The organism is Dactylosporangium sp. NPDC049140 (assembly GCF_040648435.1).
Window position 1 is genome coordinate 40,741 of sequence record NZ_JBEZDS010000015.1, and the last position, 22,767, is coordinate 63,507.

Genomic DNA, 22,767 nt, shown 5'->3' on the forward strand with positions numbered 1-22,767 from the left:
CGGCGCCGCATCATGCCGCGCCGGCGGTACGATTCCGGCCACCCCGGCCGGGTCAGACCGGGCTCGCCCAGTCGATGCGGTGGTCGTACTGCCAGGCCGTCTTCTCGGGCTTGGACAGCTTGAACACCACCGGCAGCAGCAGGTCGCGCACGACGCGGCCGACGGGGCCGGGGGCCTTGTTGGCGTTGGTCTTGCCGGCCTCCACGATGATCTTCTCGACCCGGTCGCGGCGCAGCCGTTCGTACGCCGCGAACGCCTCCGCGTACGGCCGGTCCCGCAGGCACCGGGCAAGCTCCACGGCACTCTCCGCGGCCAGCGACGCGCCCTGGCCCGAACTGGACGACGCGGCATGGGCGCTGTCGCCCGTCAGGACCATGCGGCCGCGGCTCCACACCGGCACGACCGGCATGTTCTCCGACGGTCCGGTGATGATCAGGTCGGCCGGGTCGGTGCGGTCGAGCAGTTCCACGGCGGGGCACCGGTCGCCGGCGAACGCGTCCCGCAGGGTCGTACGCCAGGCCTCGGCCGGTACAGCTCGCGCCTCGGCCAGGGTCATGGGCTCCCGCCGGGGCAGGTTGGCGAACCACGCCGTGGTCCCGTCGTCGAAGACCACGTGGCCGAAGAAGGCGCGTTTGCCGAACGTCATGAGCATCCGCCCGCCGGTGGGCGGCAGCCCGGCGCCGGTCACCCGCGCGCCGAAACTGATCAGTCCGGTGTAGCTCGGCCCCGGGGCCTGCGGGTCGATGAGCGAGCGCACCGTCGAGCGGATGCCGTCGGCGCCGATCAGCACGTCGGCACTTGCGCTCGTGCCGTCGGCGAAGACGGCGGTCACGGCGTCGCCGGTCTCCGTGGCGTCGACCAGCCGCTTGCCGTGCCGGATGCGGATGCCGCGGCGGGCGGCCTCGTCGTACAGCGCGCGGTAGAGGTCGGACCGCCAGACGAACTGGCTCGCCGGCAGGCCGGGCAGGGTACCGAACTCGCCAAGCGTCCGCCCGTTCCACGTGCGCAGCTCGATCCCCGCGAGCGGAGTACCGATGTCCCGGACGACGTCCGCGGCGTCGATCGCGTCGAGGGCGAACTGCCCGTTCGACGCGACGGTCAGGCCGCCGCCGACACCGTCGGCGGCGCCGTCGTACGCCTCGTACACAGTGGACCCGATGCCGGCCTTCTGCAGCGCCATCGCGGCGATCGGGCCGCCGATGCCGCCGCCGATCACCAGTGCGGTACGAGCCTGCGCCACGGTCGTCACCCCGCCAGCCGGCGGGCCGGCGCGCGGCGGGCCCACCGGCCCAGGGCGGCGAACCAGGCGAGCACCTCGGTGAACAGCACCCGCTGGGTGAGGCCGGCCACGCCCTGCCCGGCGGCGGTCGTGTCCTGGTCGAACGTCATCGAGAAGACGATCGTGAGGACGAGCGTCAGCGCGCCGGCGAGCAGGAGCAGGTGGCCGAAGCGCCGCCCGCCGGGTACGCCGCGCAGGAACAGCCCGGTCAGGGGAAAGCTGAGCACCGGGAGCATGTACACGAGGGCGGCGCCGGTCAGGTGCAGCACCGGGGCGTCGAGATCGAACAGGCCGACCACCACGAGGCCGGCGGGCGTCAGCGCGAGCAGGACGGCGCTCGTCCATCGAGCCACGGGACGGCCGGCCGCGCCGATGCTCAGGAACACGCCGATCACCCCGGCGAGGAGCAGGAGCCCGCTGAGGATGAAGGCGGCGTTCATGAAGGGGGCCGTGGCGCCCATGCCCAGTCCGCTGATGGGCTGGCTGATGTGCGAGTAGGGCTCGATGCGGGTGCCGCCGACCGTGTAGCCGGTGCTGATGAAGCCCAGGACCAGCCAGGCGAGAGTGAACAAACCAGGGCCGGCGATGGTACCGAGCGCAAGCACCCGGGGCACGTCCGGGCGGGCCGCGACGGGAGGTGCCGGCACGTCGATCGGGGTGCGGTGGATCGTCATGCCGCGATAGTGTCACGGCGACTAGTTGCTTTGCAACTAGACAGCCGCGCACTAGCGTAGATTCCAATCGTGGCTACCGACTTCCGGCGTTCCCCCTTGGCGTTGACGATCCTCGGGCTGCTCGAGGATCGCCCGCTCCACCCGTACCGCATGCAGCAGCTGATCAAGCAGTGGGGCAAGGACCAGGTCGTCAACGTGGGGCAGCGGGCCACGCTCTACAAGACCATCGCCAGGCTCACCGACGCCGGGCTGATCGAGGTCCACGAGACCACCCGTGATCACCTGTACCCGGAGCGCACGACCTATCAGCTGACCGACGCCGGGCGGGCCGCGTCCCGGCAGTGGATCGCCGAGATCCTGTCGACGCCGCGCAACGAGTTCCCCGAGTTCCCCGCGGCCCTGTCGTTCCTGCCGATGATCTCCCCGCGGACCACTCGCGAGCTCCTGGCCACGCGCCGGGATCTGCTGGTCCAGCGGCTCGCCGACCGGGACGCGCTGATCGGCAAGGCCGGCTTCGAGATGCCCCGGGTCACCATGCTGGAGACCGAGTACCTGCACGCGGTCACCGAGGCGGAGATCCGCTGGATCGACGCCGTCCTGGCCGGGCTCGGCGACGGCTCCATCACGTGGGACCAGTGGGAGACCCGGGCCGCGGCGCAGCGGCTGGAAGCGCAGTGAGCGCGGCTACCTCGGCAGGGTCAGGATCTCGGCCCCGCCGTCGGTGATGGCGATCGTGTGCTCGCTGTGGGCCGTCCGGCATCCGGTCGCGCTGCGCAGGGTCCAGCCGTCGGCGTCGGTGACGAGCTCGGCGGTGTCGGCCATGACCCACGGCTCGAGGGCCAGCAGCAGCCCGGGGCGCAGCTTGTACCCGCGGCCGGGCCGGCCCGTGTTCGACACGTGCGGGTCCTGGTGCATCGTCGAACCCACGCCGTGGCCGCCGAACTCGGTGTTGATCCGGTACCCCGCCGCGCCCAGGACCGAGCCGATGGCGTGGGAGATGTCGCCGATGCGGGCGCCCGGGCCGGCCGCGGCGATCCCCGCCCGCAGCGCGCGCTCGGTCGCGCCGATCATCGCGACGTCCTCGGGGGCCGGCGCGCCGCCCACGACGAAGCTGACGGCCGAGTCGGCGACGACGCCGCCCTTGGAGACGGCGAGGTCGAGCGACAGCAGGTCGCCGTCGGCCAGCTCGTAGTCGTACGGCAGGCCGTGCAGCACGGCGTCGTTGACCGACGTGCAGATGTAGTGGCCGAACGGCCCGCGCCCGAAGGACGGCGCGTAGTCGACGTAGCAGGACTGCGCGCCCGCCTCGGCGATCATGGCCTGGGTCCACCGGTCGATGTCCAGCAGGTTGGTGCCGGCCACGCTGCGGCCCTTCAGCGTCTGCAGGATGCCGGCGACCACCGCGCCCGTCTCCCGCGCGCGCGGCAGGTCGGCGGGGTCCAGGAGTTCGATCATGTGGCGCCTTCCTCGCACGACCAATAACTATCCCGGCCATAGTATCCCGGTATTAGAATTGGGCCATGGTCAGGTTGCCGCTCACTCCCGAAGAGGTCGAGCGCGGGCAGCGCCTCGGCGCCCTGCTGCGCCGCGCCCGGGGGCAGCGCTCGATGCTCGGCACCGCGCTGGACGCCGGCGTCTCCCCGGAGACCCTCCGGAAGATCGAGTCCGGGCGCGTCGCCACCCCGGCCTTCTCGACCATCGCGGCGATCGCCGAGGTGCTCGGCCTCTCCCTCGACACGGTGTGGGCCGAGATCAACGAGCTCGAGCCCGAGCGCGGCGCCCGCCCCCGGCTGGCGTCCTGAGGCGGGCGGCCATCGCGGCTCAGGTCGCGGAGCGCTCCGCGACCGGCCGCCGCCGCAGGGCCGGCACCAGCAGGGCCGGCGGGAGGTAGGCCTGGTCGACCGCCCCGACGTCGGTGCCGGGCGGGACGATCTCGTCGATGCGGTCGAGGACGTCGTCGGTGAGGGCGACGTCGAGCCCGGCGAGCAGGTCGTCGAGCTGCTCCTCGGTGCGGGCGCCGAGCAGGGCGCTGGTCACGCCGGGGTGCGCGATGGTGAAGGCCATCGCGAGGTGGGTCATCGGCAGGCCCGCCTCCCGGGCGAGCGGGACGAGCCGCTCGACGACGTCGAGGCGGCGTTCGTCGTTGAGGTGCTTGAAGTAGCGGGCGCGGCTCAGGTCGTTCGCCCCACCCTTGCGCACGCGGCCGGTGAGCAGGCCCTGGCCGAGCGGGCCCCAGACGAGGGTGCCGAGGCCGTACCGCTGCGCCACCGGCAGCACCTCGCGCTCGATGCCGCGGTTGAGCAGGGAGTACACCGGCTGCTCGGTCCGGAACCGCTCCAGTCCCCGGCGCTCGGCGACCCACTGGGCCTCGACGATGTCCGACGGCGGCAGCCCGGACGTGCCGATCGCCCGGACCTTGCCGCTGTGGATGAGGTCGGAGAGGGCGCTGAGCGTCTCCTCGACGTCGGTCGACGGGTCGGGCCGGTGCACCTGGTACAGGTCGATGTAGTCGGTCTGCAGCCGGCGCAGCGAGTCCTCGACCGCCCGCATGATCCAGCGCCGCGACGCGCCCTGCTGGTTCGGGTCCTCGCCCGCCGGGCGGGCGAACTTGGTCGCGAGCACGACGCGGTCGCGCCGGCCCTGCAGCGCCTTGCCGACAACCTCCTCCGAGTCGCCGTAGGCGTCGGCGGTGTCGACGAAGTTGATCCCCGCGTCGAGGCCCTTGTGCAGGATGCGGATCGAGTCGCCCGGGTCGGCGTTGCCGACGGAGGTCGCGTACATCAGTGCGCCGAGCGCGTACGGGCTGACCTTGATGCCCGTTCGGCCGAGGGTGCGGTACTGCATGCCGGTCTCCTGCCGTATCGTGGAAACGGAAAGCTCTTCCGCTACGATACGGAAAGGATTTCCGTTTTGCCAACCCCGGCCCCGCCACCCCGTCGAGCCGATGCGCGGCGCAACCTCGAGGCCCTGCTCGAGGCGGCGAAGCACGTGCTCGCCACCGCCGGCGTCGACGCCCCCGCCAAGGAGATCACCGACCGGGCCGGCGTCGGCGTGGGCACGCTGTACCGGCACTTCCCGCAGCGCTCGGACCTGGTCATCGCCGTGCTGGAGCACGAGATCGACGCCTGCGCCGAGGCCGGCCCGGCGCTCGCCGCGGCCCATCCGCCCGGCGTGGCGCTGGCGAAATGGGTGCAGCGGTACACGGAGCTCGTCGCGACCAAGGTCGGGCTCGCCTCGGCGCTGCACGCGGGCGACGCCGCGCACCAGGAGCTGAGCGCGTACTTCTACCGGCGCATGACCCCGGTGCTCGACGCGCTGCTGCAGGCCGCGGCCGGCGAGGTGCGCTCCGACGTGGGCGCCGTGGACATCCTGCACGCGGTGGCGCTGCTGAGCCGGCCGGTGCCGGGCGAGACGGCGGACTACGGACGCCGCCTCGTCGACGTGTTCCTCCACGGCCTCCGAAAAATGTCATAGGCCGTCGTTAGTGTGCCCCCGTGAGCTTCGTCATCCCGGCGTCGTGGCGGCGCACCATTTATCCGTACCGTGGCGGCCCGATCGTCGCCGGTGAGCCGAGCGGTGAGCCGCCGCCCGAGCCCTCCGGCGCCGCCCGGGTGCTCGAACACCCGGGCACGCCCGACGACGTGCGCGCGGCCGGGCTTGCTGCGCTCGGCGGGGCCGCCGCCGACCCGGAGCCGCTCGGTGTGGCCGCCGTGTGGATGGCGCACCTCGGCTCGTCCGCGCGCGGCCCGGAGCTGGCGCCGGCGGTGGGCGAGCACTGGGTCGCCCGGCACGGCCCGGTCCTCGCCGCCCGGATCGGGGCCGAGTTCGCCGCCCTCGGGGTCGCCGTCGAGCAGGCGTACTCGCCCGAGCACGGGCCGCAGTACCTCATGCGGCTGTGGGGCGCCGGCGCGGGCAGCACCGCGCGGCTGACCCTGGCCGCGCTCGGCCCCGTGCGGGCCGCCCTCGCCGGCGCGCCCGACGACGTCTACGCCGCGGCGGTCGAGGCCCTGCGGGCGGCCCGGCCCGCCTCGACGTTCCACCGGATCGCCGCGTGCTTCCTCGTCCCGACCGAGCGCGACTGGGTGGAGCAGGACGTCGCCGCCCTGACCGAGCGGCACTCGCTCGCGCCGCTGCTCATGGCCTCGATCGCCGACGCCGCGCAGGCCCGGTCGGTCAAGCGCCGCCAGGAGTCGCGGGCCGACGAGCAGCTGCGCACGCCGGCCCTGCTGCGCACGCTCACCGTGGCGCTCGGCGACGGGATCCTCGACGTGTACGCCGCCGACTGGGACGGGCCGCTGATGCGGTCGAGCACCTTCCGCGTCACCCAGTTCCTGCGCGACATGGCCGAGGCGCTGGCGGCCGTCCCGACCGACCGGGCGTTCCAGGCGCTCGTCGACAAGGCCGACCGCCGGGGCGTCCAGGCCGCGATCGAGCAGGCGGCCGAGCGGTATCCGGACCGCGCGATGCGGCTGCTGGACGCGGCCCGCGACAAGCCGCGCATCCCGGAGCTGCTGCGCCGGCACGCCGCCCGCCACCCCGGCCTCGCGCCCGGCGACCTGCGGCCCGGCGGACCACCGGCCGGCGCGGCCCCCGCCGACGCGCTGCCCGCCGTGCTCGTCGTGCCGCCGTGGACGACCAAGCGCCCGGCGGCCAAGCGCGTCGTGCTCGACCTGACCTGCACCGACGGGCCGGCCGCGGCGTGGCCGCCGGGCGAGCGGGAGCGGCTGGTGGCCGGGCTGCCGAAGAGCCGCCCGGGCCTGAACTACGCCGAGTTCGCGCAGGACGTCCGGGCCGGCAACGCGTACGTGTACAACGCCGACACGCTGTTCCGCGAGGGCCCCGACGAGATGGTGCGGCCGCTGCTGGGCATCTACCAGCCACGTAAGCGGTCCGAGATCTGGTGGGTGACGGCGGTCGCGGCGCGGTTCGGGGCCGACGCCTACCCGCTGGTGCTACGGATGGCGCTGCTCAACCCGGGCGACGCCGGGGTGCTGATGCCCTACAGCGGCCCGGAGATCGCGCTGCTCGTGGCCGACTGGCTCGACCGGCTCAAGTCCGCCCGCAAGAGCGCGCTGGCCTGGCTGCGGGCGCACCCCGCGGCGGCGGCCCGGGCCCTGATCCCCGCCGCGCTCGGCCGGGAGGCGCAGCCGCGGCGGGCGGCCGGCCGGGCGCTGACCGCCCTGGCGGCGGCCGGGCACCGCGACGAGATCCTCGCGGCCGCGGCCGGCTACGGCCCCCCGGCCACGGCGGCGGTCACCGCCCTGGTCGACGCCGACCCGCTGCTGGAGCTGCCGGCCCGGATCCCGGTGCCGCCGGAGTGGACCGACGCGGCCGCGCTGCCCCCGGTCCGGCTGCGCGACGGCGCCGGAACGCTGCCGCCGGCCGCGGTCGGGCACCTGCTGACCATGCTCATGATCTCCAAGCCGGGCTCGCCGTACGCCGGGATCGCCGTCGTGCGCGCGGCGTGCGACGAGGGCGACCTGGCCCGCCTCGGGCTCGACCTGCTGCGCCGCTGGGAGGCGGTCGACGCCCCGCCCGCCGACGGCTGGGCGCTGGAGGCGCAGGCGCTGCTCGGCGACGACGACACCGCGGCGGCCCTCGCCGGGGCGGTGCAGCGGTGGCCCTACGAGGGGGCCCACAAGCGGGCCGCCGCCGGCCTCGACACCCTCGCGCGGCTCGGCACCGAGGCGGCGCTGCGCGAGCTGTGTGACATTTCGACCAAGGCGAAGGCGAAGGCGGTGCGGGCCCGCGCCGACGCCAACCTGGCCGAGGTCGCGCTCGCGCTCGGGCTCACCACCGAGCAGCTCGCCGACCGCCTGGTGCCGCGCCTCGGCCTCGACCCCGACGCGACGATGGTGCTCGACTACGGCCCGCGGCGGTTCGTCGGCGGCTTCGACGAGCACCTCAAGCCCTTCGTGGACAACGAGGACGGCACCCGGCGGGCCGACCTGCCGGCGCCCGCGGCCCGCGACGACGCGGCCCGGGCGGGCGCGGCGCAGGAGCGGTGGACGGCGGCGAAGAAGGGCGCCCGGAAGGTCGCCACCGAGCAGGTGCGGCGGCTGGAGCGCGCGATGGGCTTCGGGCGGCGGTGGCGCGCCGACGAGCTGCGGGCCGTGCTCCTCGACCATCCGCTGCTGTGGCCACTGGCCCGGCGGCTGGTCTGGATCACCGGCGCGCCCGGGCGGCCCGGACCGGCGCTGCGGATCGCGGAGGACCGCACCTTCGCCGACGTCGCCGACGAAGGGGTCGAGCTGCCCGGCGACACCCTGCTCGGCGTCGCCCACCCCGTCGACCTCGACGTGGCGGCGTGGTCCGCGGTATTCGGCGACTACGGCCTGCTGCAGCCGTTCAAGCAGCTCGGCCGCAAGGTCCGGCACCTGCGGCCCGACGAGGCCGCCGCGGTACGCCTGGCCCGCTTCGACGAGCGCAAGGCGATGACCGTGAAGCTGCTCGGCCTGGAGCGGCGGGGCTGGCGGCGGGCGGGGATCGACGGCGGGTACCAGGGCCGGATGGAGCGCGACCTGCCCGGCGGGCGGCTGCTCATCGCCGGGCTCGACCCCGGCATCATGCTCGGGCTGCCCAACGAGCAACCGGAGCAGCGGCTCAGCGACGTCTGGATCGCCCCGGACGCGGCCTCGCAGTGGTCGCCCGAGCGGACGGTACCGTTCTCGGCCCTCGACGCCGCCTCCGCCTCGGAGATCCTCGTCGACCTCGAGTCCTGCACCTGACGGGGCGGTGGCGATCGCCGGCTTGCACTAGGTTGCATCGATGCGCATAAGTATCGGACGACCCGGCCTCGTCCTGACCGCGGCGGTCGCCGTGGTGCTGGCCGGCTCGGCGACGGCCTGGGCGGTCGCCTGGGACAACGTCAAGCCCGTGGTGGACTCCGGCAAGAGCACGTCGGGGCTGCAGAAGCTGGCGTGGAGTGCCTCGAACCTGGCGCCCGTCGACGCCGCCGTCGCCGGCGGGTCGCTGTCCTCCGACGGCGGCCCCGGCCTGGCCCAGGTCTACAGCCACACGGACCAGCAGATGTACTACAAGTCGGCGGGCCAGTGCTCGGCCGCGAAGGCGGCGATCTCGGCCGCCGACGCCCAGTACACGCTGGCCGCGTGGTGCTTCTCCGGCGCCGACGAGACCTCCGACGCCTGGGTGCCGCAGGCGGTGACGAGCTCGCAGGACGCGCAGCGGTACGCTGGGTACTCCGCCGGCGGCGACGAGATCGTCGGCCTGTGGCGGCAGGCGGCGAACACGGGCAACCGGGCCCGGTGCACGAGCGTGCCCGACGACCCGGACCGGTCGGTGAACCTGCGGGCGACGTTCATCCAGCGCCCGTACACCGACGGCACCCACAGCGCGTACCGCCACGTGCTCCTGGTGGCGCCGACCGGCAACGGCAACGTCATCGCCCCGATCTGCGACGTGCACGGCGGCGGCGCGGTCTGGTACGGGCCGTACCTGTTCGTGTCCTGGCACGGCGCCGGGTTCAAGGTGTTCGACACGCGCCGCACGTACAAGATCCCGTACGACACCACGTGCGGCAGCGGCGGCGCGGCCCCGGGGGTGAACGACATCGGCGTGGTCGGCGGCCGGGTGTGCGCCGCCGGGTACCGGTACGTGATGGTCCAGGTCGGCCAGTTCGCGACCACGCCGTCGGGGTGCTCGACGACACCGGCGAGCCTGAACGCGGGCCTGTGCTTCTCGGGCATCTCGCTGCAGTGGTCGGACAACTCGATCGTCTCGTCGGAGTACCGCAACCCGGCCGACATGACCGCCTCCGGCGTGCCCGTGCGGATCGTGAACTGGCCCACGGGCGACCTGCTCGACCGGATCGCCACCGGATCGGCCACGCCGGTCACCGCCACGAAGCTGGCCACGACCAACTTCGAGGGCGTCCAGGGCGTGATGGAGCGCCCGAACGCGACCTCCGGCCGCGCCGAGTTCTTCGTCTCCCGCACCGTGCCGGGCAACGACAGCAGCGAGCTGTGGTACGAACACGACGGCGACGGCGTGTGCGCGGCCAAGGGCGTCTACGTGAACAACGCCGAGCAGATCAGCTATTGGGTCGACTCGGACGGCAACGGGCACCTGTGGACCTTCACCGAGTACGCCAATCGCCGGATGCTCGTGCGTATCTACACCAACGAGTACAACGACGCGCCTTCGGGCTGCCCCACGCAGTAGTGCCTTCCGGGGCCGCCGTGCTCGGCGCGGTAGGGTCGGTCGGTGGCGTACGACCCCTTCCGCGCCGCCGTCGCCGTGCACGGCATGCTCCGCGACGGTGACCGGTTGCTGCTGATGCGCCGCGCCGGGACCGGGCACCGCGACGGGTGCCTGGGGCTGCCGGCCGGGCACCTCGACGGCGGCGAGGACGCGGTCAGCGGGCTGGTCCGCGAACTGCGCGAGGAGGTCGGCGTCGAGGCGGACCCGGCCCGCTGCCGCCTCACGCTGGTGCTGCACACCGCGGCCGAGGACCCGCAGGACCACGAGTATCTGCATCTGTTCTTCGCGGTGGAGGCCTGGACCGGCGAGCCGCGCATCGCCGAGCCGGACAAGTGCGGCGAGCTGTGCTGGGCCGACGTCCGGAGCCCCCCGCCCGACATCGTGGACTATGTCGGCGGGGCGCTGGCGGCCATCGAGCGGGGCGAGACCCTGGCGCTGTTCGGCTGGTGAGCGGCCGGTGAGCATTCTGCAAGGTGGCTCCGGGCCGCGCCGCCCGGGCACTTTGACATATCTTTGTGGCTGTGACCCGCCTGCTGCTCGTCCAGGACGACCCGTCGCCGAACGCCGCGTTGACCGCGCTGCTGCGTGGCGAGGGCTACGAGACGCGGGTCGCCGGCCTCGCCGATGCCGTGCTCGAGGTCGATGCGCACGGTGCCGACGTCGTCCTGCTCGAGCTCGCCCGGGTGGAGGAGCCGGGCCTGGCGCTGTGCCGGGAGCTGCGCGCCCGGCCCGACATCGGGATCATCGTCGTCGGGGCCCGCGGCGGCGAGGAGGACATCGTCCGGGCCCTGGACCACGGCGCCGACGACTATCTCGGCCGGCCGTTCGGCACCCGCGAGCTTGTCGCGCGCATCCGGGCCGTCCTGCGCCGGCGGCCCGAGGTCGCGGGCCGGGCCCCGGCGCGCGTCATCGCCGCCGGCCCGGTCGAGCTCGACCCGGCCGCGCGCACCGCCACCGTCACCGGCCGGCCGCTGGAGCTGCCCCTGAAGGAATTTCAGCTCCTGGAGGCGTTCGTGCGCAACCCCGGCCGCACGCTCGCGCGGGAGCATCTCCTCGGCGCCATCTGGGACGGCGTACCGGGTGACAGCAACACGCTTACCGTGCACATCCAGCGGCTGCGCGCCAAGATCGAGCCCGAGCCGGCGCGGCCGCACCATCTGGTCACCGTGCGCGGGGTCGGTTATCAGTACCTGCCGTACCCGCGCAGCACCGAGGCCCCGGCGCACGACATCGCCGAGGCGCTGCGCGCGGCGCTGACCTGGCGGCTGCCGGCCGACGGGTGGCTGCTGCTCGACGGCCTCAGCGAGCAGGTCGAGGCGGCGTTCCGGGACCGGGACTACGGCCGCCTGCGCGTGGCCCACCAGCGCATCGAACTGCTCGAACCGGGCAACGCCATCGCCACCGACCCGGCCGGTGCGCATTCGTGCCCGCCGCGGCTCGAAGCGCGCATCGCGGCGCTGATCGAGCTTGCCGAGCCTCAGCCGGTACACCGGAAATAATGGAGACCGGCATCCACGGGGGAAGATGCCGGTCTCACGAGCCAGATTAGCCGCACGTGAGGCACTTCGGCCAGACCCAATCGGCGGAATGCGGGAACGGCCGCGCGGATGACCGGCCGGCGCCCGATCGGCGGCCGCGGCGGTGCGTCCGGTCCTGACTGGCTTCCGTCGAACGTCACCGCAGGCGGGACTCGATGATCTGGGCGACGATGCGCAGGGCGTGCGCGGCGCGCGGGACGTCGAACGACTCCGCGGGGCCGGCCAGCGTAACCGCGGCAACCGGGTGGCCGGCCGCGCGAGCGGGCGTTGCGACAGGGCCGACGGCCGCGCGGACGGGTGCGGCGACGCCGATCATGCCGGGCTGGAACTCGCCGCGGTCGACGGCGTACCCGCGGCGCCGGGTCGCGCGCAGGTCCGCCGCCAGCCGGGAGCGGTCGGTGATCGTGGCAGGGGTGCGGGCGGCCAGCGGCGCGCGGCCGAGGATGTCGTCGGCGTCCTCGGGCGGGCCGAACGCGAGCAGGGCCTTGCCCGCGCCGGTGCAGTGCGGCGGGAACCGGCCCGCGACGCGGGTGTCGAGGCGGGGCCGGCGGTGGGAGTCGACCTTGAGGAGGTAGATCACCGCGTCGCCGTCGAGGACCGCGAGCTGGGACGTCCAGCCGAAGGCGCCGTGCAGGTCGACGAGGTACGGGCGGGCGACGTCGAGCAGGCTGACCCCGGAGTCGCCGGCCAGGGTGCCGAGCTCGAACAGCCGAAGGCCCAGGCGCAGCCCGGCGGGCGACTCGGCGAGCAGGCGCTGCCCGAGCAGGCTCGCGACGATCCGGTTGGCCGTCGCCGGGGGCAGCCCGGTCGCGCGGGCCAGGTCGCGGCGGCTGATGGCGCCCGCGTCGGCGACGGCGTCGAGCAGCGCCAGGACCCGGCCGATCATCGTCTGACTCACTCAGTGATTCTGCCACTCCCCCGGCGGGGGCCTCGGCCCGTACGGTCCAGCCCCATGCGACTCGAAGCCGTCTACGTCATCACCGGGGGCACGCGCGGGATCGGCGCGGGGGTGGCCCGCCGGCTTGCGGGGGTGCCCGGCCGGGGACTGCTGCTGGGGTACCGCGGAAACCACGAACGCGCCGAAAAGCTGGTGGCCGAGCTGGACCGGCCCGACGCCCCGGTCCGCGCCCGGTCCTGCGACGTCGCCGACCCGGCCCAGGTCGGTGAGCTGTTCGCCGCCGCGGACGCGATGGGCCCGCTCAACGGCCTGGTCAACAGCGCCGGCATCCTGGAGCGGCAGGGCCCGTTCGAGGAGATCACGGCCGAGCGCTGGGCGCGCGTCCTCGCGGTGAACGTCGTCGGGCTGGCCATGTGCTGCCGCGAGGCGGTGCTGCGGATGCGGGGCAGCGACCGGCCGGACCGGGCGATCGTCAACCTCTCGTCGAAGCAGGCGGACCTCGGCGCGGCGGGCGAGTACGTCGACTACGCCGCGAGCAAGGCCGCCGTCGACACGCTGACCCGGGGGCTGGCGCTGGAGGTGGCCCGGCACGGCATCCGCGTCACCAGCGTGCGCCCGGGCATCATCGACACCGAGATCCACGCCGACGGCGGCGACCCGGACCGGGCCCGCCGGGTCGGGCCGCAGCAGCCGATGGGCCGGGCGGGCACCGTCGAGGACGTCGCCGGCGCCGTGGCGTGGCTGCTCTCCCCCGACGCCGCCTTCGTCACGGGCACGACGATCGACGTGACGGGCGGCCGCTAACCGTTGCTCGCGGCCGCCTCGCGGGCGACGTGGGCGATCGCGCCGCCGCCCCACTGGTCGATCGCCGGGCCGATCTCGGACTCGTCGGTGCCGTCGACCTCGAGCACGAGCCGGGCGCCGTGGCCGGTGCCGGGGCCGAGGTGCAGGCGCACCTGGGTGCCGGGCTCCCCCGCGGCGGTGTCGAACACGAAGGTCTTCGCGGTGTCGGCGGCGACCACGGTACCGAGGACCTCGCCGGGCGCGGCGAACGGGTGGAACGCCTCGCCGGCGCCGGGCGCGTCACCGCCGCCGAAGAAGATGCTCCAGGCGCGCTCGGCCGGGCAGGTGAGCTGCCGCTCGAAGCGCACGTGCCAGCCGCCCGCGTCGCGGGTCACCTCGGGCCGGTCGAGCCCGAAGCGGCTCACGAGCTCCTCGTGCCGGGCGACCGCGCGGCCGGGCGGGGGCGGCTGGGCTCCGGCGAGTACCGCCGAAAGCGCCCGCATGCAGGTCTCCCAACCGGACGCGAAGCTGGCGGCGCCGGCCCGGTCGTCGAAGTGGTGCACGAGCGTGAAGCGGGTGCCGGCGCCCGCGGGCTCCAGGCGGAACTCGAAGCGCTGGTCGCCCCAGAGGAAGTCGAGGCGGTGCGGCGGCTCGACCGCGACGACCTCGCCCTCGGAGCCGCCGTCGCCGAGGTCGCCGAAGCGGATGCGGCCGCCCGGCCGGAGGTCCATTGTCGCCTCGGTGGGGAACCACTGCGCCAGGTGCTCCGGCGTGGTCACCGCCCGCCAGACGCGCTCGATCGGATGGTCATAGGTGCGCTCCAGGTGTACCGCGGGCCGCGGCCCGGTTTCGACGAGCTCCGGATCGGTCATGGCCTTGGGTCTCCTCTTCGTCGTCGCGCATCGAGTCCAGCCGCGCCCCGAGCCGGTCGAGGCGGCTCTCCCACATCCAGCGGTACGGCTCCAGCCACTGCGCCACCTCGGCGAGCGGTTCCGCGCGCAGCTCGTACCACCGGCGCTGCGCATCGGCGCGCACGCTCACGAACCCGGCGTCACGCAGCACGCGCAGGTGCTTCGACATGATCGGCTGGCTGACCCCGAGCCCCTCGGCGAGCTCCCCGACGGACCTGGGCCCGCCACGCAGCGCGTGAATGACGTCCCGCCGCGCGGGCAGCGCGAGCACCTCGAAGACCGACAGCACCCCTCGAACATACTCCGCACGGTATATACCGTCAATCGCACACACCGTAAACCCGATCGGGCAGCGGGCCGGACTGGTTTATGGTCGGCGGCGAACGGCGTGTAGCTCAGGCAGGAGAGCACCGGGCTCGGGACCCGGAGGGCGCGGGGGCAGGGCCCGCCACGTCGGCATGGACACTGACGGCACGGAGGTTCAGGCCGGCTCCGGTTACCCGGCCGGCCGGTTGGCGCGGGCGTTCGTCACCGCGGTGACCGACGCGGACCCGGACGTGCGGGCGCGGGCGGAGCGGCGGGCCGAGCAGTGGGCCGCGGTGCTGGACGGCATGGCCTCCGGCCGGCTGAGCATCGGCTCCCGCACGCCGGTGCGCGGGCTGCCCGCCTGGGTCACGCCCGAGGTGGTGCGCGGCGGGTTCGCCACCGGCACCCCGGCCGCCGGCGGGCCGTTGCGCGCGTACGAGTCGGAGCTGGCGCACGAGGCCGGGGTGCCCGCCGGGCGCGGCGCGCTGTTCGCGTGGCTCCTCGGCGAGGACGGGTCGGCCGCGCTGGGCGCGTTGCTGGACGGGGGCGCGTACCGGGTCGAGCTGGCCGAGCAGGCCGCACTGCTCGTGGTCGCGTGGCTGCTGCGGGCCGGGAACCCGGGCGCCGCGCTGGATCTGCTCGACGAGATCGCGCCGTTCGCGGATCGGCTGAGCTTCGCCCCGGTGCCGGATGCGGCGACGGCGCGGGACTGGTCGGTGGTGTGGCGCGAGACCGCCGGGGCGGCGGGCGCGGCGCTGGGCCGGCGGCGCGAGAACGAGCGCGTGGCCGCGATGCGCGAGGCGCTGACGGTGTGGAACCCGCTCGCCGACGAGTTCCTCCAGCTGTGGCTCGACCCCGGCGCGGCCGGGTGGCGGGAGCGCGCCGCCGAGCTCCTCGCGCGGTACGAGCGGCTGGCCGCCGGACACACCCGGTGCGGCAAGCACCGCCGGCCCGGCGAGAACCTGGCCGTCCTGCGCGCGGCCACCGAGGAGGCGCTCGGCCCGGGGCCGCGGACGGTGGGCCTCCTGCGGCACACGGTCGACTCGATGGTGGCCCGGCGCGGCCTTCCCGGCTCGCCGCGGCATGCGGCGCTGCGCGCGGACCAGGCCCGCAACGCCGCGCGGCCGACGCACCACCGGCTGGCCCGGGTCGTCGTCGCCCGGGTCGCGGCCCTGGACCCGGACGCGGGCATCACCGACGTGGACGCGGTCTGCGCGCCGGTGTCCGCGGCCGAGGCCGTCGCGCACGGCGTGCCGGTCGGGGCGGTCGTCCCGGACGCGGTCCGGCGGGTGGTGCGCCGGGCCTGCGCCGGTACCGTCGCGGAACTCATCGGCGCGGGCGTCGTGCCGTCGGCCGAGGTGCTCGCCGACCTGGTGCCGCAGCTGTCGGCGATGACGAGTGCCGCCGCGTATCCCGACCCGGCGCTGCGCACCCTGATGGCCGCGACCTACCGCGCCTTCCGGCGGCGCCGTTCGCTGCTGCTGCTGGATCTGCGGCATCAGGTACGGCTGGAGGAACTGCCGTGGGTCCGCGCCCTGGCCCCGTACCGGCAGGCCACCGCCGGCTCCCGCGGCGAGGCCCGCGCGACGCTGGGCCGGCTGGCGGAGCTGGCGCTGGACGGCTTCCCGGCGACGCTGCTGCCCAACCCGCTCGTGGCCGAGCTGGCCGCGCTGGGCGGCGAGGCGGGCGAGGATCTGCCGTGGGTGGAGGAGCTGGCCGCCGACATCTTCATGGGCCGGTTCTCGCCCAAGTTCCTGCGCGCCGCCCAGCTCGCCGGGCGGGTGCTGGCCGGCGGCCTCTACGCGCGGTACTACGACATCGACTACGACGACCTGCCCGGCGACGCCGAGGCGTTCGGCGCGCTCTGCCGGCGCCGCGCCCACCGCACCGCCGGGGCCGCGAACGGCGGGTCGCGGGTCGCGGCCAACGGCATGGTGATCGAGCAGGCGCAGATCCTCACCACCCACAACCTCGCGACGCTGGCCGGCGCGCTCGGCGTCACCCCGCCGGACGGCTGGCCGGCGCTGACCCGGCGCACGTTCACCACCGTCGTCCGGCTCACCGGCCGGCTCGGCACCAGCCGGCGTCCACAGTCGACGGTCAAGGACATCGCGTACGCCTGGCGCCACCTTGTCTGCTACCTCTCCCTGCCCGGCGCGGGCGACCCGGCCCCGGTGATCGAGGCGCTCGCCGCCGAGCTGGCCGCCGCGCCGCGGCCGGTCCGGGCCCGGCTCACCCCGGTCCTGACCGGGCTGGCCGAGGTCGCGGCCGGGGCCTCGCTCACGAGCGGGCGCCGCCTGCAGGGCTGGACCACCGGGCGGCACTGGCTACTGGCGTGAGGGCCACGGTCGGGATGGGCGGCGACGGCCGCACCGGTCGCGGCCAGGTGGACCGGTGACACACTCGCCGACAGCCGTGCCGCGGCGTGCCGGCCGGGCACCCGCGGTGTCCACGTCGACGCCGACGCGCAGTCGGCCGAGCGGCTCGGCGCGCTGCCGGCGATCGGCGAGGTGCAGGCGGCACCCGTGATCCGGGTCGTGAAACGAGCCGGGCGGCGGTGATCATCCGGCCACGTTCGGTGCATGACCGGCCGTACATTTCGCGGCGGGGTATACGTGTGCCGAGATCACAGCGAACCGGCTCGCCCGCGTCGCGGCGGCGCGCTATCGTATCGGGCACGAATGGACTTCCAACACTTGTGCGCATGGGGGGCGACTCATGGGACGCGGACGGGCCAAGGCCAAGCAGGCGAAGATCGCGCGGGATCTGAAATACCTCAGCCCGCCGACCGACTTCGCGGCGCTGCAGCACGAGCTGCGCGGCGAGCCGCATTCGGTCGCGCGGCCGGTGGAAGACACCGCCGACTGGTCCGACGACGGCGACCTCCCGGTACGTCACCCGTAGGACCCAGGTCGGCAGGTCGTACTGGTACAGGTTGTACCTTGACCATCACGCCGGTCAGCTTGACGGTGTACTGCGGGTCGGTGGCGTAGCCCGCCTTGTGCATCTTGGCCACGAAGCGGTTCGGGTCGTTCTTGTACCGGAAGGCCGCGGCGCTGCCGTACATCCGGAACGACGCCGTGGTGGAGAAGCACGCCCCGGCCGCGGTGCACTCGCTCGTGGCGTGGCGCGACAGCCGAGTGCGTGCTTACCCTGCCCGTTGCACTTTATGCCGAAGAAGTTCTTGTCCACAGTGGACAGGGCGCTCGTGCCCCAGCCGGACTCGAGGATCGCCTGGGCCAGGGTCACCGACACCGGCACGCCGTGCTCGCGGCGGCTCTGCTGGGCGCCCGGCACCGCGGCCGCGATGAACTCGTCCTGGCCCATGGTGCCGTTCGGCTCGGGCAGGACCACGGGCGGCGCGCCCGCCTGGCGGCAGTCGGGGCCGTGCGAGCGGCACGAGAACAGCGGGACGCCGGCCTGCGCGGCCGTGGCGAGGCGCGGCGCGGCGCAGTTCGGGCGACGGTGCAGGGCGGTTGCGCGCGCTCCGGCCGGTTACCCGATGGCGCCGGAGCATCACGCTGGGCCACAGTGGTCCGTGTGACGGGCCGGCTGGACGCGGCGGTGCGGGAGGCGCAGCGGGTCATGCCGGTGGTACCGGTCACGCTCCCCCGGCACACCACGCGAGGGCTGCCGTCGCTGGTGAGCACGGAGATCGGGTACGGCACCGTGAACGGGGTGGTGGCCGGGCCGCCGCGCCCGGTCGTGGTCGACGCCGCCCGCCCTTCAGCCGGCCCCGCGCGCATCTCCGGTGGCATCACCCGGGTCTGGGGCGGGTAGCGGCTCGATCGCCATGAGGCGCCGGCGGCGTTCCGCGTTGCCGAGGTTGGTGACCGGCAGCCCGGTGCGCCGGATGGCGATGCGCACGGCCAGGTCGAGGTCGGCGCCGAGCCCGAGGAGGAGCTCGGCGCAGGCCTGCTGGTAGTGGTACTCCCCGCCGACGAACGCGGCCGCGCTGTGCGCGAGGATGAGCCGCCGCCGCCCGGGGTGGTGCGGCTCCAGCTCGGCGGCGATGGCGTCGCGACCCTCGGCGAGGCTGTGCCCACCACGCAGCGTGCAGTTCTCGGCGACCCCGGTGATCAGGGCGACGGCGAGCCGCTCGTCGCGGTGCAGGCGTTCGACACGCAGTTCGTCCGAGAGCATGAGCAGCAGTTTCGCACACATGTACGGATCTTCGCAGCGCCTCGGAGCAGGCTTGTCAGCCCGCCTCGCGCATCGCCGCGACCGCGACCGGGTTGATCCGGTCCGCCGGTTCGCCGCCGGCCGAGCGGACCTCGACGGCGTCGTGCCGGCCGTGCCGCCGCTCCCGACCCTGCCCACCGCCGCGCCGACCCCGCCGCGATGAGCCATGGCCGCTCCCGACCGCCACCGCTCAGGCCGCGGCCGCCCGCAGCCGGGCCAACCGCCGCCAGGCCACTGCCGCCGCGATGAGCCGCAGCCCGCTCGCCGTGGCCGCCGCGGAGGTTGCCCAGCCGGCCGGACCGGTGCCCGCCACCGCGGCCAGCAGCAACACATCCCCGGCGACGCAGCCGGCGACGGCGAACTGAGCGGTGACCGCGCCGAGGCGGTGCAGGCGGTGCCCGAACCGCCGGCCGGCGGCCACCGACACCGCCGCCGCCGGTACGACCAGGGCCAGCACCACCGGGTAGGCGGGGACGGCGGTGAGGGCGGCGTAGACGCGGTCCGGCCACGACGACCCGGTGACGGGCGCGGCGAGAACCCACAGCAGCCCGGCGAGCGGCCCGCCGCAGAGCAGGCCGAGCCCGGTCCGCTGGGCCGACTCGATGAGCAGCTCACCGGCGAAGGCACGGGCAACGACGGCCGGCGCGCCGAACTCAGCCAGCGCCGCCGCGGTCGCCTCGGCCACCGCGGTCGGTGCGGCCGGTGCGGTGCTGCGGGTGAGGCGCGCCTCGACCGCGCAGGCCAGGCCGTCGGCCAGCTCGGCGCGGATCGCCGCTCGCGTCCGTCGCCCGGCCGGCAGCGCGCCCGTCACCTCGTCGAGGTAGGCGGCGATCCGGTCCGGCGCGGACTGGCCCATGTCTGTCGATGTTACGACCCCGCGCCGGGCGTCTCCACGCTCAACAGTGCACCGAGCCGGTGCAGCAGGCCGGCGTCGGCGCGGTAGTACACCCAGGTTCCGCGCCGGGCGGCGGTGACGAGGCCCGCCTCGCGCAGGGTACGCAAGTGGTGCGAGACGGTCGGGCCGGACACGTCGAACGCCGGCGTCAGGTGGCACACGCAGATCTCGCCGCTCCCGGCCGACGCGATCATCGACAGGAGTCGCAGCCGGACCGGGTCGCCGAGCGCCTTGAAGGCGGGCGCGAGCGCCGCCGCCGTGTCCGCCGGCAGCCGCCGCTCCGCCAAGGGCGTGAGCTGTTTCGACATTCCTCTAGGTTGACAGATGTCGAAACAGGGTGCAACTGTTGATTAGACCGATGTCGAGACAACCTCACGAAAGCGACGAGACCATGAGTGAGACCCACGCCCCGGCCGGCGGCTGCTGCGGCAACCCGCCCGCGGCCCCCGCGCCCTCACCGGCGGCCGGTGCGCCCTGCTGCGGTACCACCGCCGAAGCCGCCGCCGAGAACTCCTGCTGCGGCAGCACGGCGAAGGCCGGCACAGTCGCCGCCGGCCAGGGCTGCTGCGCATGAAGACCCGGGAACGGGTGTCGGGCGAGCGGATGGCCGCGACGGTCGCGGCCCTGGCCGGTGCGGCGTTCACGGGCCGGCGCGTCGGCAGCGCGGGTGGCGCCGCGGCGCGCGCCTGGCTGGCCGAGCGGCTCGCCGAGGCCGGCGCCGACGTGACGGTGGAGCCGTTCGTGGTACCGCACCTGCCCGACGTCTACGCGACACCGGCCGCGCAGTGGTCCGGGGAGCGTCTGGCGTTCGGCCGGCAGGTGGGGGTACACCTGGCATCGGCCGACGAACCGTCGACCCGGCGCGGTCCGGTCGCGGTCGCCGGGGCCGGCGATCCGTCCGGGCGCTGGCTCGTCGTGCCGGGCGGGATGACCCTGGCCGAGGCCCACGGTCACGCCCGGGGCGCGCTCGGCCTGCTGCCGGGGCGGGGCGTCGACGCGGACGGCTGGCAGTACACGATGCTCGCCGGGCCGGGCCCCGGTCCGCTGCCCGTGCTCACCCTCGACCCCGCCACGCACGCCGCCGTCCTGCGCGCCGCGAGTGCCGGCACCGGCGTCTTCGCCGGCAACGCGCCGATCCGGCGGATCGACGTGCCCGCCGCGAACCTCCACGGCCGGTGGCGCCCCGCGGCGGGCGGCCCCGACGTGCTGCTGACGGCCCACTTCGACGGCGTCGGCGACCATCCCGGGATGCGCCAGCCGGGCGCGGCGGACAACGGCAGCGGCGTCGCCGTCGTGCTCGAGGCCGCGGCCGCCCTCGCCGAGGCGCTGCCGGAGACGGCCGGACTGGCGGTGGCGCTGCTCGACGGGGAGGAGGCCGGGGCGCTCGGCTCGGCCCACCACGCCGCCGCGCTGCGCGCCGCCGGGGAGCGCCCGCTCGTCATCAACGTCGACGGCGCCGGCCATCTGCACGAGGCGGCCGCGGTCGAGGCCGGCGGCCCGGCGCACGCGCTGCTCGCCGCGCTCGACCAGGCCGGGCGGCACACCGGGCTGCCCCTGGTGGCCGGGCCGGTCGCCTCGGACAACCGCCGGTACGCCGCCGCGGGGCTCGCCGCGGTCGGCATCGGCGCCGGGATGGCCGGGTACCACAGCCCGGCCGACACCCCGGACCGCGTCGAGCCGGCGACCCTGGCCGCGATCGCCCGACTGGTGGTGGCGACGGTGATGCTGCTCGGTCAGCCTTCATCGTAGATCGGCGATGAAGGATGATGGCGAGCCCGGGTACTACGCGGTGGGCGCGAAGTCCTACGGCCGGGCACCGACCTTCCTGCTGGCCACCGGCTACGAGCAGGCCCGCTCCGTGGTCGCCGCGCTCGCCGTCACCCAGACGGTCGGGTACGGCCGCCCACGCCGGCCGCCTTGCCGGCCCGCCCTACCGTGCCAGGAGGTACGCTGCCAACATATGCGGGGTTGCGCATGAATCGGGCCGACGAGGAGCCGACGATGAGTCACGACCACGACCACGACCATGAGGACGACCACGATCACGGCCATGACCACGCCGGGCACGACCACGCCGGGCACGGTCACGCCGGACACAGCCACGGGGTCTCGGCCGACGCCGACCGCCGCTGGCTGAGCCTGGCGCTCGGGCTCATCGGGGTGTTCATGGCCGGCGAGGTCGTGATCGGGCTCATCGCGCGGTCGCTGGCCCTGCTCTCGGACGCCGCGCACATGCTCACCGACGCCGGCGCGATCGTGCTGGCCCTGGTCGCGATGCGGCTGGCGGCCCGCCCGCCGAAGGGCGGCTACACCTTCGGGCTCAAGCGCGCCGAGATCCTGTCGGCGCAGGCCAACGGGCTGACCATGCTGATCCTGGGCGTGGTGCTGGGCGTCGAGGCGGTCCGGCGGCTGATCCACCCGCCGGCGGTGACCGGCGGGCTGGTCCTGGTGACCGCGCTGGCCGGGATCGCGGTGAACCTGGCCGCGGCCTGGGCGATGTCGCGGGCGAACCGCTCCAGCCTCAACATCGAGGGCGCCTTCCAGCACGTGCTCAACGACCTGTACGGCTTCATCGCCACCGCCGTGGCCGGGGCCGTGATGGTGACGACGGGGTTCACCCGGGCCGACCCGATCGCCACGCTGATCGTCGTCGCGCTCATGCTCAAGGCGGGGCTGTCGCTGGTCCGCGCGTCCGGGCGGATCTTCCTGGAGGCGGCCCCGGCCGGGATCGAGCCGGCCGCGCTCGGCGCCCGGCTCGCCGGCCTGCCCGACGTGGTCGAGGTACACGACCTGCACGTCTGGGAGATCACGTCCGGGCAGCCGGCACTGTCGGCGCACGTGCTCGTCGCCGAGGGCCGCGACTGCCACGCGGTACGGCACGCCATCGAGCAGCTGGTGCGGCGGGAGTACCGCATCACGCACAGCACGCTGCAGGTCGACCACGCCGACACGGACCCCACGGTGTCGACCGGGTACGAGATCAGCCTGGACGGGCCGGACCCGCACTGCGCCGACTCGCACGGCGTGTCCTACCGGCCGGCGGCCGGCTGAACCGGGGCGTGCACGCAGTCGCTACCGTGA

General features: G+C 74.9%; 26 protein-coding genes, 1 tRNA gene and 1 pseudogene. 17 read left to right on the forward strand and 11 right to left on the reverse strand.

Features of this window, described 5'->3' with window-relative positions; translation table 11 throughout:
- Window positions 1–52: 52 nt before the first annotated feature.
- A complete protein-coding gene (locus AB0B76_RS24475) occupies window positions 53–1,240 on the reverse strand; it encodes an FAD-dependent monooxygenase (RefSeq protein ID WP_360379244.1) in 1,188 nt (395 codons plus the stop codon).
- Window positions 1,241–1,245: 5 nt separating this feature from the next.
- Complete coding sequence (locus AB0B76_RS24480) at window positions 1,246–1,953, reverse strand: DUF998 domain-containing protein (protein WP_360379246.1); 708 nt, start codon at window positions 1,951–1,953, stop codon at window positions 1,246–1,248.
- A 69-nt stretch (window positions 1,954–2,022) separates the two neighbouring features.
- Here AB0B76_RS24480 and AB0B76_RS24485 point away from each other — a divergent pair, with 69 nt between their 5' ends.
- Window positions 2,023–2,631 (forward strand): PadR family transcriptional regulator, encoded by a 609-nt coding sequence (locus tag AB0B76_RS24485; RefSeq protein WP_360379249.1) that lies wholly within the window; start codon window positions 2,023–2,025, stop codon window positions 2,629–2,631.
- 6 nt (window positions 2,632–2,637) lie between these two features.
- Here the strand turns inward: AB0B76_RS24485 and map are convergent, their stop codons facing one another.
- A complete protein-coding gene (gene map, locus AB0B76_RS24490; protein ID WP_360379252.1) occupies window positions 2,638–3,408 on the reverse strand; it encodes a type I methionyl aminopeptidase in 771 nt (256 codons plus the stop codon).
- 65 nt (window positions 3,409–3,473) lie between these two features.
- Between map and AB0B76_RS24495 the strand changes: the two genes are divergently transcribed.
- Window positions 3,474–3,755: a helix-turn-helix transcriptional regulator gene (locus AB0B76_RS24495; RefSeq protein WP_360379255.1), complete on the forward strand. Its 282-nt coding sequence runs from the start codon at window positions 3,474–3,476 to the stop codon at window positions 3,753–3,755.
- Window positions 3,756–3,774: 19 nt separating this feature from the next.
- Here the strand turns inward: AB0B76_RS24495 and AB0B76_RS24500 are convergent, their stop codons facing one another.
- A complete protein-coding gene (locus AB0B76_RS24500) occupies window positions 3,775–4,797 on the reverse strand; it encodes an aldo/keto reductase (protein WP_360379258.1) in 1,023 nt (340 codons plus the stop codon).
- 66 nt (window positions 4,798–4,863) lie between these two features.
- Here AB0B76_RS24500 and AB0B76_RS24505 point away from each other — a divergent pair, with 66 nt between their 5' ends.
- The 5 genes from AB0B76_RS24505 (at window position 4,864) to AB0B76_RS24525 (ending at window position 11,672) form a co-directional block, all read left to right on the forward strand.
- Entirely contained in the window at window positions 4,864–5,427 is a 564-nt protein-coding gene (locus AB0B76_RS24505) for a helix-turn-helix domain-containing protein (RefSeq protein WP_360379260.1), read from the forward strand.
- Between the two features lie 20 nt (window positions 5,428–5,447).
- The gene (locus tag AB0B76_RS24510) at window positions 5,448–8,681 is read left to right on the forward strand and encodes a DUF4132 domain-containing protein (protein ID WP_360379263.1); all 3,234 of its coding nucleotides are present in this window, start codon (window positions 5,448–5,450) and stop codon (window positions 8,679–8,681) included.
- Window positions 8,682–8,721: 40 nt separating this feature from the next.
- Window positions 8,722–10,134: a hypothetical protein gene (locus AB0B76_RS24515; protein ID WP_360379265.1), complete on the forward strand. Its 1,413-nt coding sequence runs from the start codon at window positions 8,722–8,724 to the stop codon at window positions 10,132–10,134.
- A gap of 42 nt (window positions 10,135–10,176) precedes the next feature.
- The gene (locus tag AB0B76_RS24520; RefSeq protein ID WP_360379267.1) at window positions 10,177–10,623 is read left to right on the forward strand and encodes an NUDIX domain-containing protein; all 447 of its coding nucleotides are present in this window, start codon (window positions 10,177–10,179) and stop codon (window positions 10,621–10,623) included.
- 71 nt (window positions 10,624–10,694) lie between these two features.
- The gene (locus AB0B76_RS24525) at window positions 10,695–11,672 is read left to right on the forward strand and encodes a CATRA system-associated protein (protein WP_360379270.1); all 978 of its coding nucleotides are present in this window, start codon (window positions 10,695–10,697) and stop codon (window positions 11,670–11,672) included.
- Window positions 11,673–11,847: 175 nt separating this feature from the next.
- Here the strand turns inward: AB0B76_RS24525 and AB0B76_RS24530 are convergent, their stop codons facing one another.
- A complete protein-coding gene (locus tag AB0B76_RS24530) occupies window positions 11,848–12,609 on the reverse strand; it encodes an IclR family transcriptional regulator (protein ID WP_360379272.1) in 762 nt (253 codons plus the stop codon).
- 54 nt (window positions 12,610–12,663) lie between these two features.
- Between AB0B76_RS24530 and AB0B76_RS24535 the strand changes: the two genes are divergently transcribed.
- On the forward strand, window positions 12,664–13,413 hold the full coding sequence (locus tag AB0B76_RS24535) for an SDR family oxidoreductase (RefSeq protein WP_360379275.1): 750 nt from the start codon (window positions 12,664–12,666) through the stop codon (window positions 13,411–13,413).
- Here the strand turns inward: AB0B76_RS24535 and AB0B76_RS24540 are convergent.
- Window positions 13,410–14,264, reverse strand: a complete 855-nt coding sequence (locus tag AB0B76_RS24540) for an SRPBCC family protein (protein ID WP_360379277.1) — start codon at window positions 14,262–14,264, stop codon at window positions 13,410–13,412. The two genes, AB0B76_RS24535 and AB0B76_RS24540, sit on opposite strands and share 4 nt — an antisense overlap.
- A complete protein-coding gene (locus AB0B76_RS24545; protein WP_360379279.1) occupies window positions 14,200–14,592 on the reverse strand; it encodes a metalloregulator ArsR/SmtB family transcription factor in 393 nt (130 codons plus the stop codon). Before AB0B76_RS24545 ends, AB0B76_RS24540 begins: the two co-directional genes overlap by 65 nt.
- A 95-nt stretch (window positions 14,593–14,687) precedes the next feature.
- Here AB0B76_RS24545 and AB0B76_RS24550 point away from each other — a divergent pair.
- The 3 genes from AB0B76_RS24550 (at window position 14,688) to AB0B76_RS24560 (ending at window position 17,513) form a co-directional block, all read left to right on the forward strand.
- Window positions 14,688–14,760, forward strand: a tRNA-Pro gene (locus AB0B76_RS24550).
- A gap of 1 nt (window position 14,761) precedes the next feature.
- Window positions 14,762–16,948 (forward strand): hypothetical protein, encoded by a 2,187-nt coding sequence (locus tag AB0B76_RS24555; RefSeq protein WP_360379281.1) that lies wholly within the window; start codon window positions 14,762–14,764, stop codon window positions 16,946–16,948.
- 379 nt (window positions 16,949–17,327) lie between these two features.
- The gene (locus AB0B76_RS24560) at window positions 17,328–17,513 is read left to right on the forward strand and encodes a DUF3073 domain-containing protein (protein WP_360379283.1); all 186 of its coding nucleotides are present in this window, start codon (window positions 17,328–17,330) and stop codon (window positions 17,511–17,513) included.
- A 54-nt stretch (window positions 17,514–17,567) separates the two neighbouring features.
- Here AB0B76_RS24560 and AB0B76_RS24565 read toward each other — a convergent pair whose 3' ends face one another.
- Window positions 17,568–17,936: a glucosaminidase domain-containing protein gene (locus AB0B76_RS24565; protein WP_360379657.1), complete on the reverse strand. Its 369-nt coding sequence runs from the start codon at window positions 17,934–17,936 to the stop codon at window positions 17,568–17,570.
- 213 nt (window positions 17,937–18,149) lie between these two features.
- Here AB0B76_RS24565 and AB0B76_RS24570 point away from each other — a divergent pair, with 213 nt between their 5' ends.
- On the forward strand, window positions 18,150–18,389 hold the full coding sequence (locus tag AB0B76_RS24570) for a hypothetical protein (protein ID WP_360379286.1): 240 nt from the start codon (window positions 18,150–18,152) through the stop codon (window positions 18,387–18,389).
- Here AB0B76_RS24570 and AB0B76_RS24575 read toward each other — a convergent pair.
- The gene (locus AB0B76_RS24575; RefSeq protein ID WP_360379289.1) at window positions 18,336–18,773 is read right to left on the reverse strand and encodes a hypothetical protein; all 438 of its coding nucleotides are present in this window, start codon (window positions 18,771–18,773) and stop codon (window positions 18,336–18,338) included. The genes AB0B76_RS24570 and AB0B76_RS24575 overlap by 54 nt on opposite strands.
- Before the next feature lie 31 nt (window positions 18,774–18,804).
- Between AB0B76_RS24575 and AB0B76_RS24580 the strand changes: the two genes are divergently transcribed.
- Window positions 18,805–18,954, forward strand: coding sequence for a hypothetical protein (locus AB0B76_RS24580; protein ID WP_360379291.1), 150 nt, complete (start codon window positions 18,805–18,807; stop codon window positions 18,952–18,954).
- Between the two features lie 27 nt (window positions 18,955–18,981).
- Here the strand turns inward: AB0B76_RS24580 and AB0B76_RS24585 are convergent, their stop codons facing one another.
- Window positions 18,982–19,647 carry a hypothetical protein gene (locus AB0B76_RS24585; protein ID WP_360379294.1) on the reverse strand — a complete coding sequence of 222 codons (666 nt, stop codon included), beginning with the start codon at window positions 19,645–19,647 and terminating at the stop codon, window positions 18,982–18,984.
- A gap of 11 nt (window positions 19,648–19,658) precedes the next feature.
- Window positions 19,659–19,994 (reverse strand): metalloregulator ArsR/SmtB family transcription factor, encoded by a 336-nt coding sequence (locus tag AB0B76_RS24590; protein ID WP_360379297.1) that lies wholly within the window; start codon window positions 19,992–19,994, stop codon window positions 19,659–19,661.
- A gap of 83 nt (window positions 19,995–20,077) precedes the next feature.
- Here AB0B76_RS24590 and AB0B76_RS24595 point away from each other — a divergent pair, with 83 nt between their 5' ends.
- The 4 genes and pseudogenes from AB0B76_RS24595 (at window position 20,078) to AB0B76_RS24610 (ending at window position 22,737) form a co-directional block, all read left to right on the forward strand.
- On the forward strand, window positions 20,078–20,260 hold the full coding sequence (locus AB0B76_RS24595; protein WP_360379300.1) for a hypothetical protein: 183 nt from the start codon (window positions 20,078–20,080) through the stop codon (window positions 20,258–20,260).
- Window positions 20,257–21,435, forward strand: coding sequence for a M28 family peptidase (locus AB0B76_RS24600; RefSeq protein ID WP_360379302.1), 1,179 nt, complete (start codon window positions 20,257–20,259; stop codon window positions 21,433–21,435). Before AB0B76_RS24595 ends, AB0B76_RS24600 begins: the two co-directional genes overlap by 4 nt.
- A gap of 22 nt (window positions 21,436–21,457) precedes the next feature.
- Window positions 21,458–21,664 (forward strand): annotated as a pseudogene (locus AB0B76_RS24605) (hypothetical protein); the annotation flags it as partial.
- Window positions 21,665–21,687: 23 nt separating this feature from the next.
- Window positions 21,688–22,737, forward strand: coding sequence for a cation diffusion facilitator family transporter (locus tag AB0B76_RS24610; protein WP_360379304.1), 1,050 nt, complete (start codon window positions 21,688–21,690; stop codon window positions 22,735–22,737).
- Window positions 22,738–22,767 lie beyond the last annotated feature (30 nt).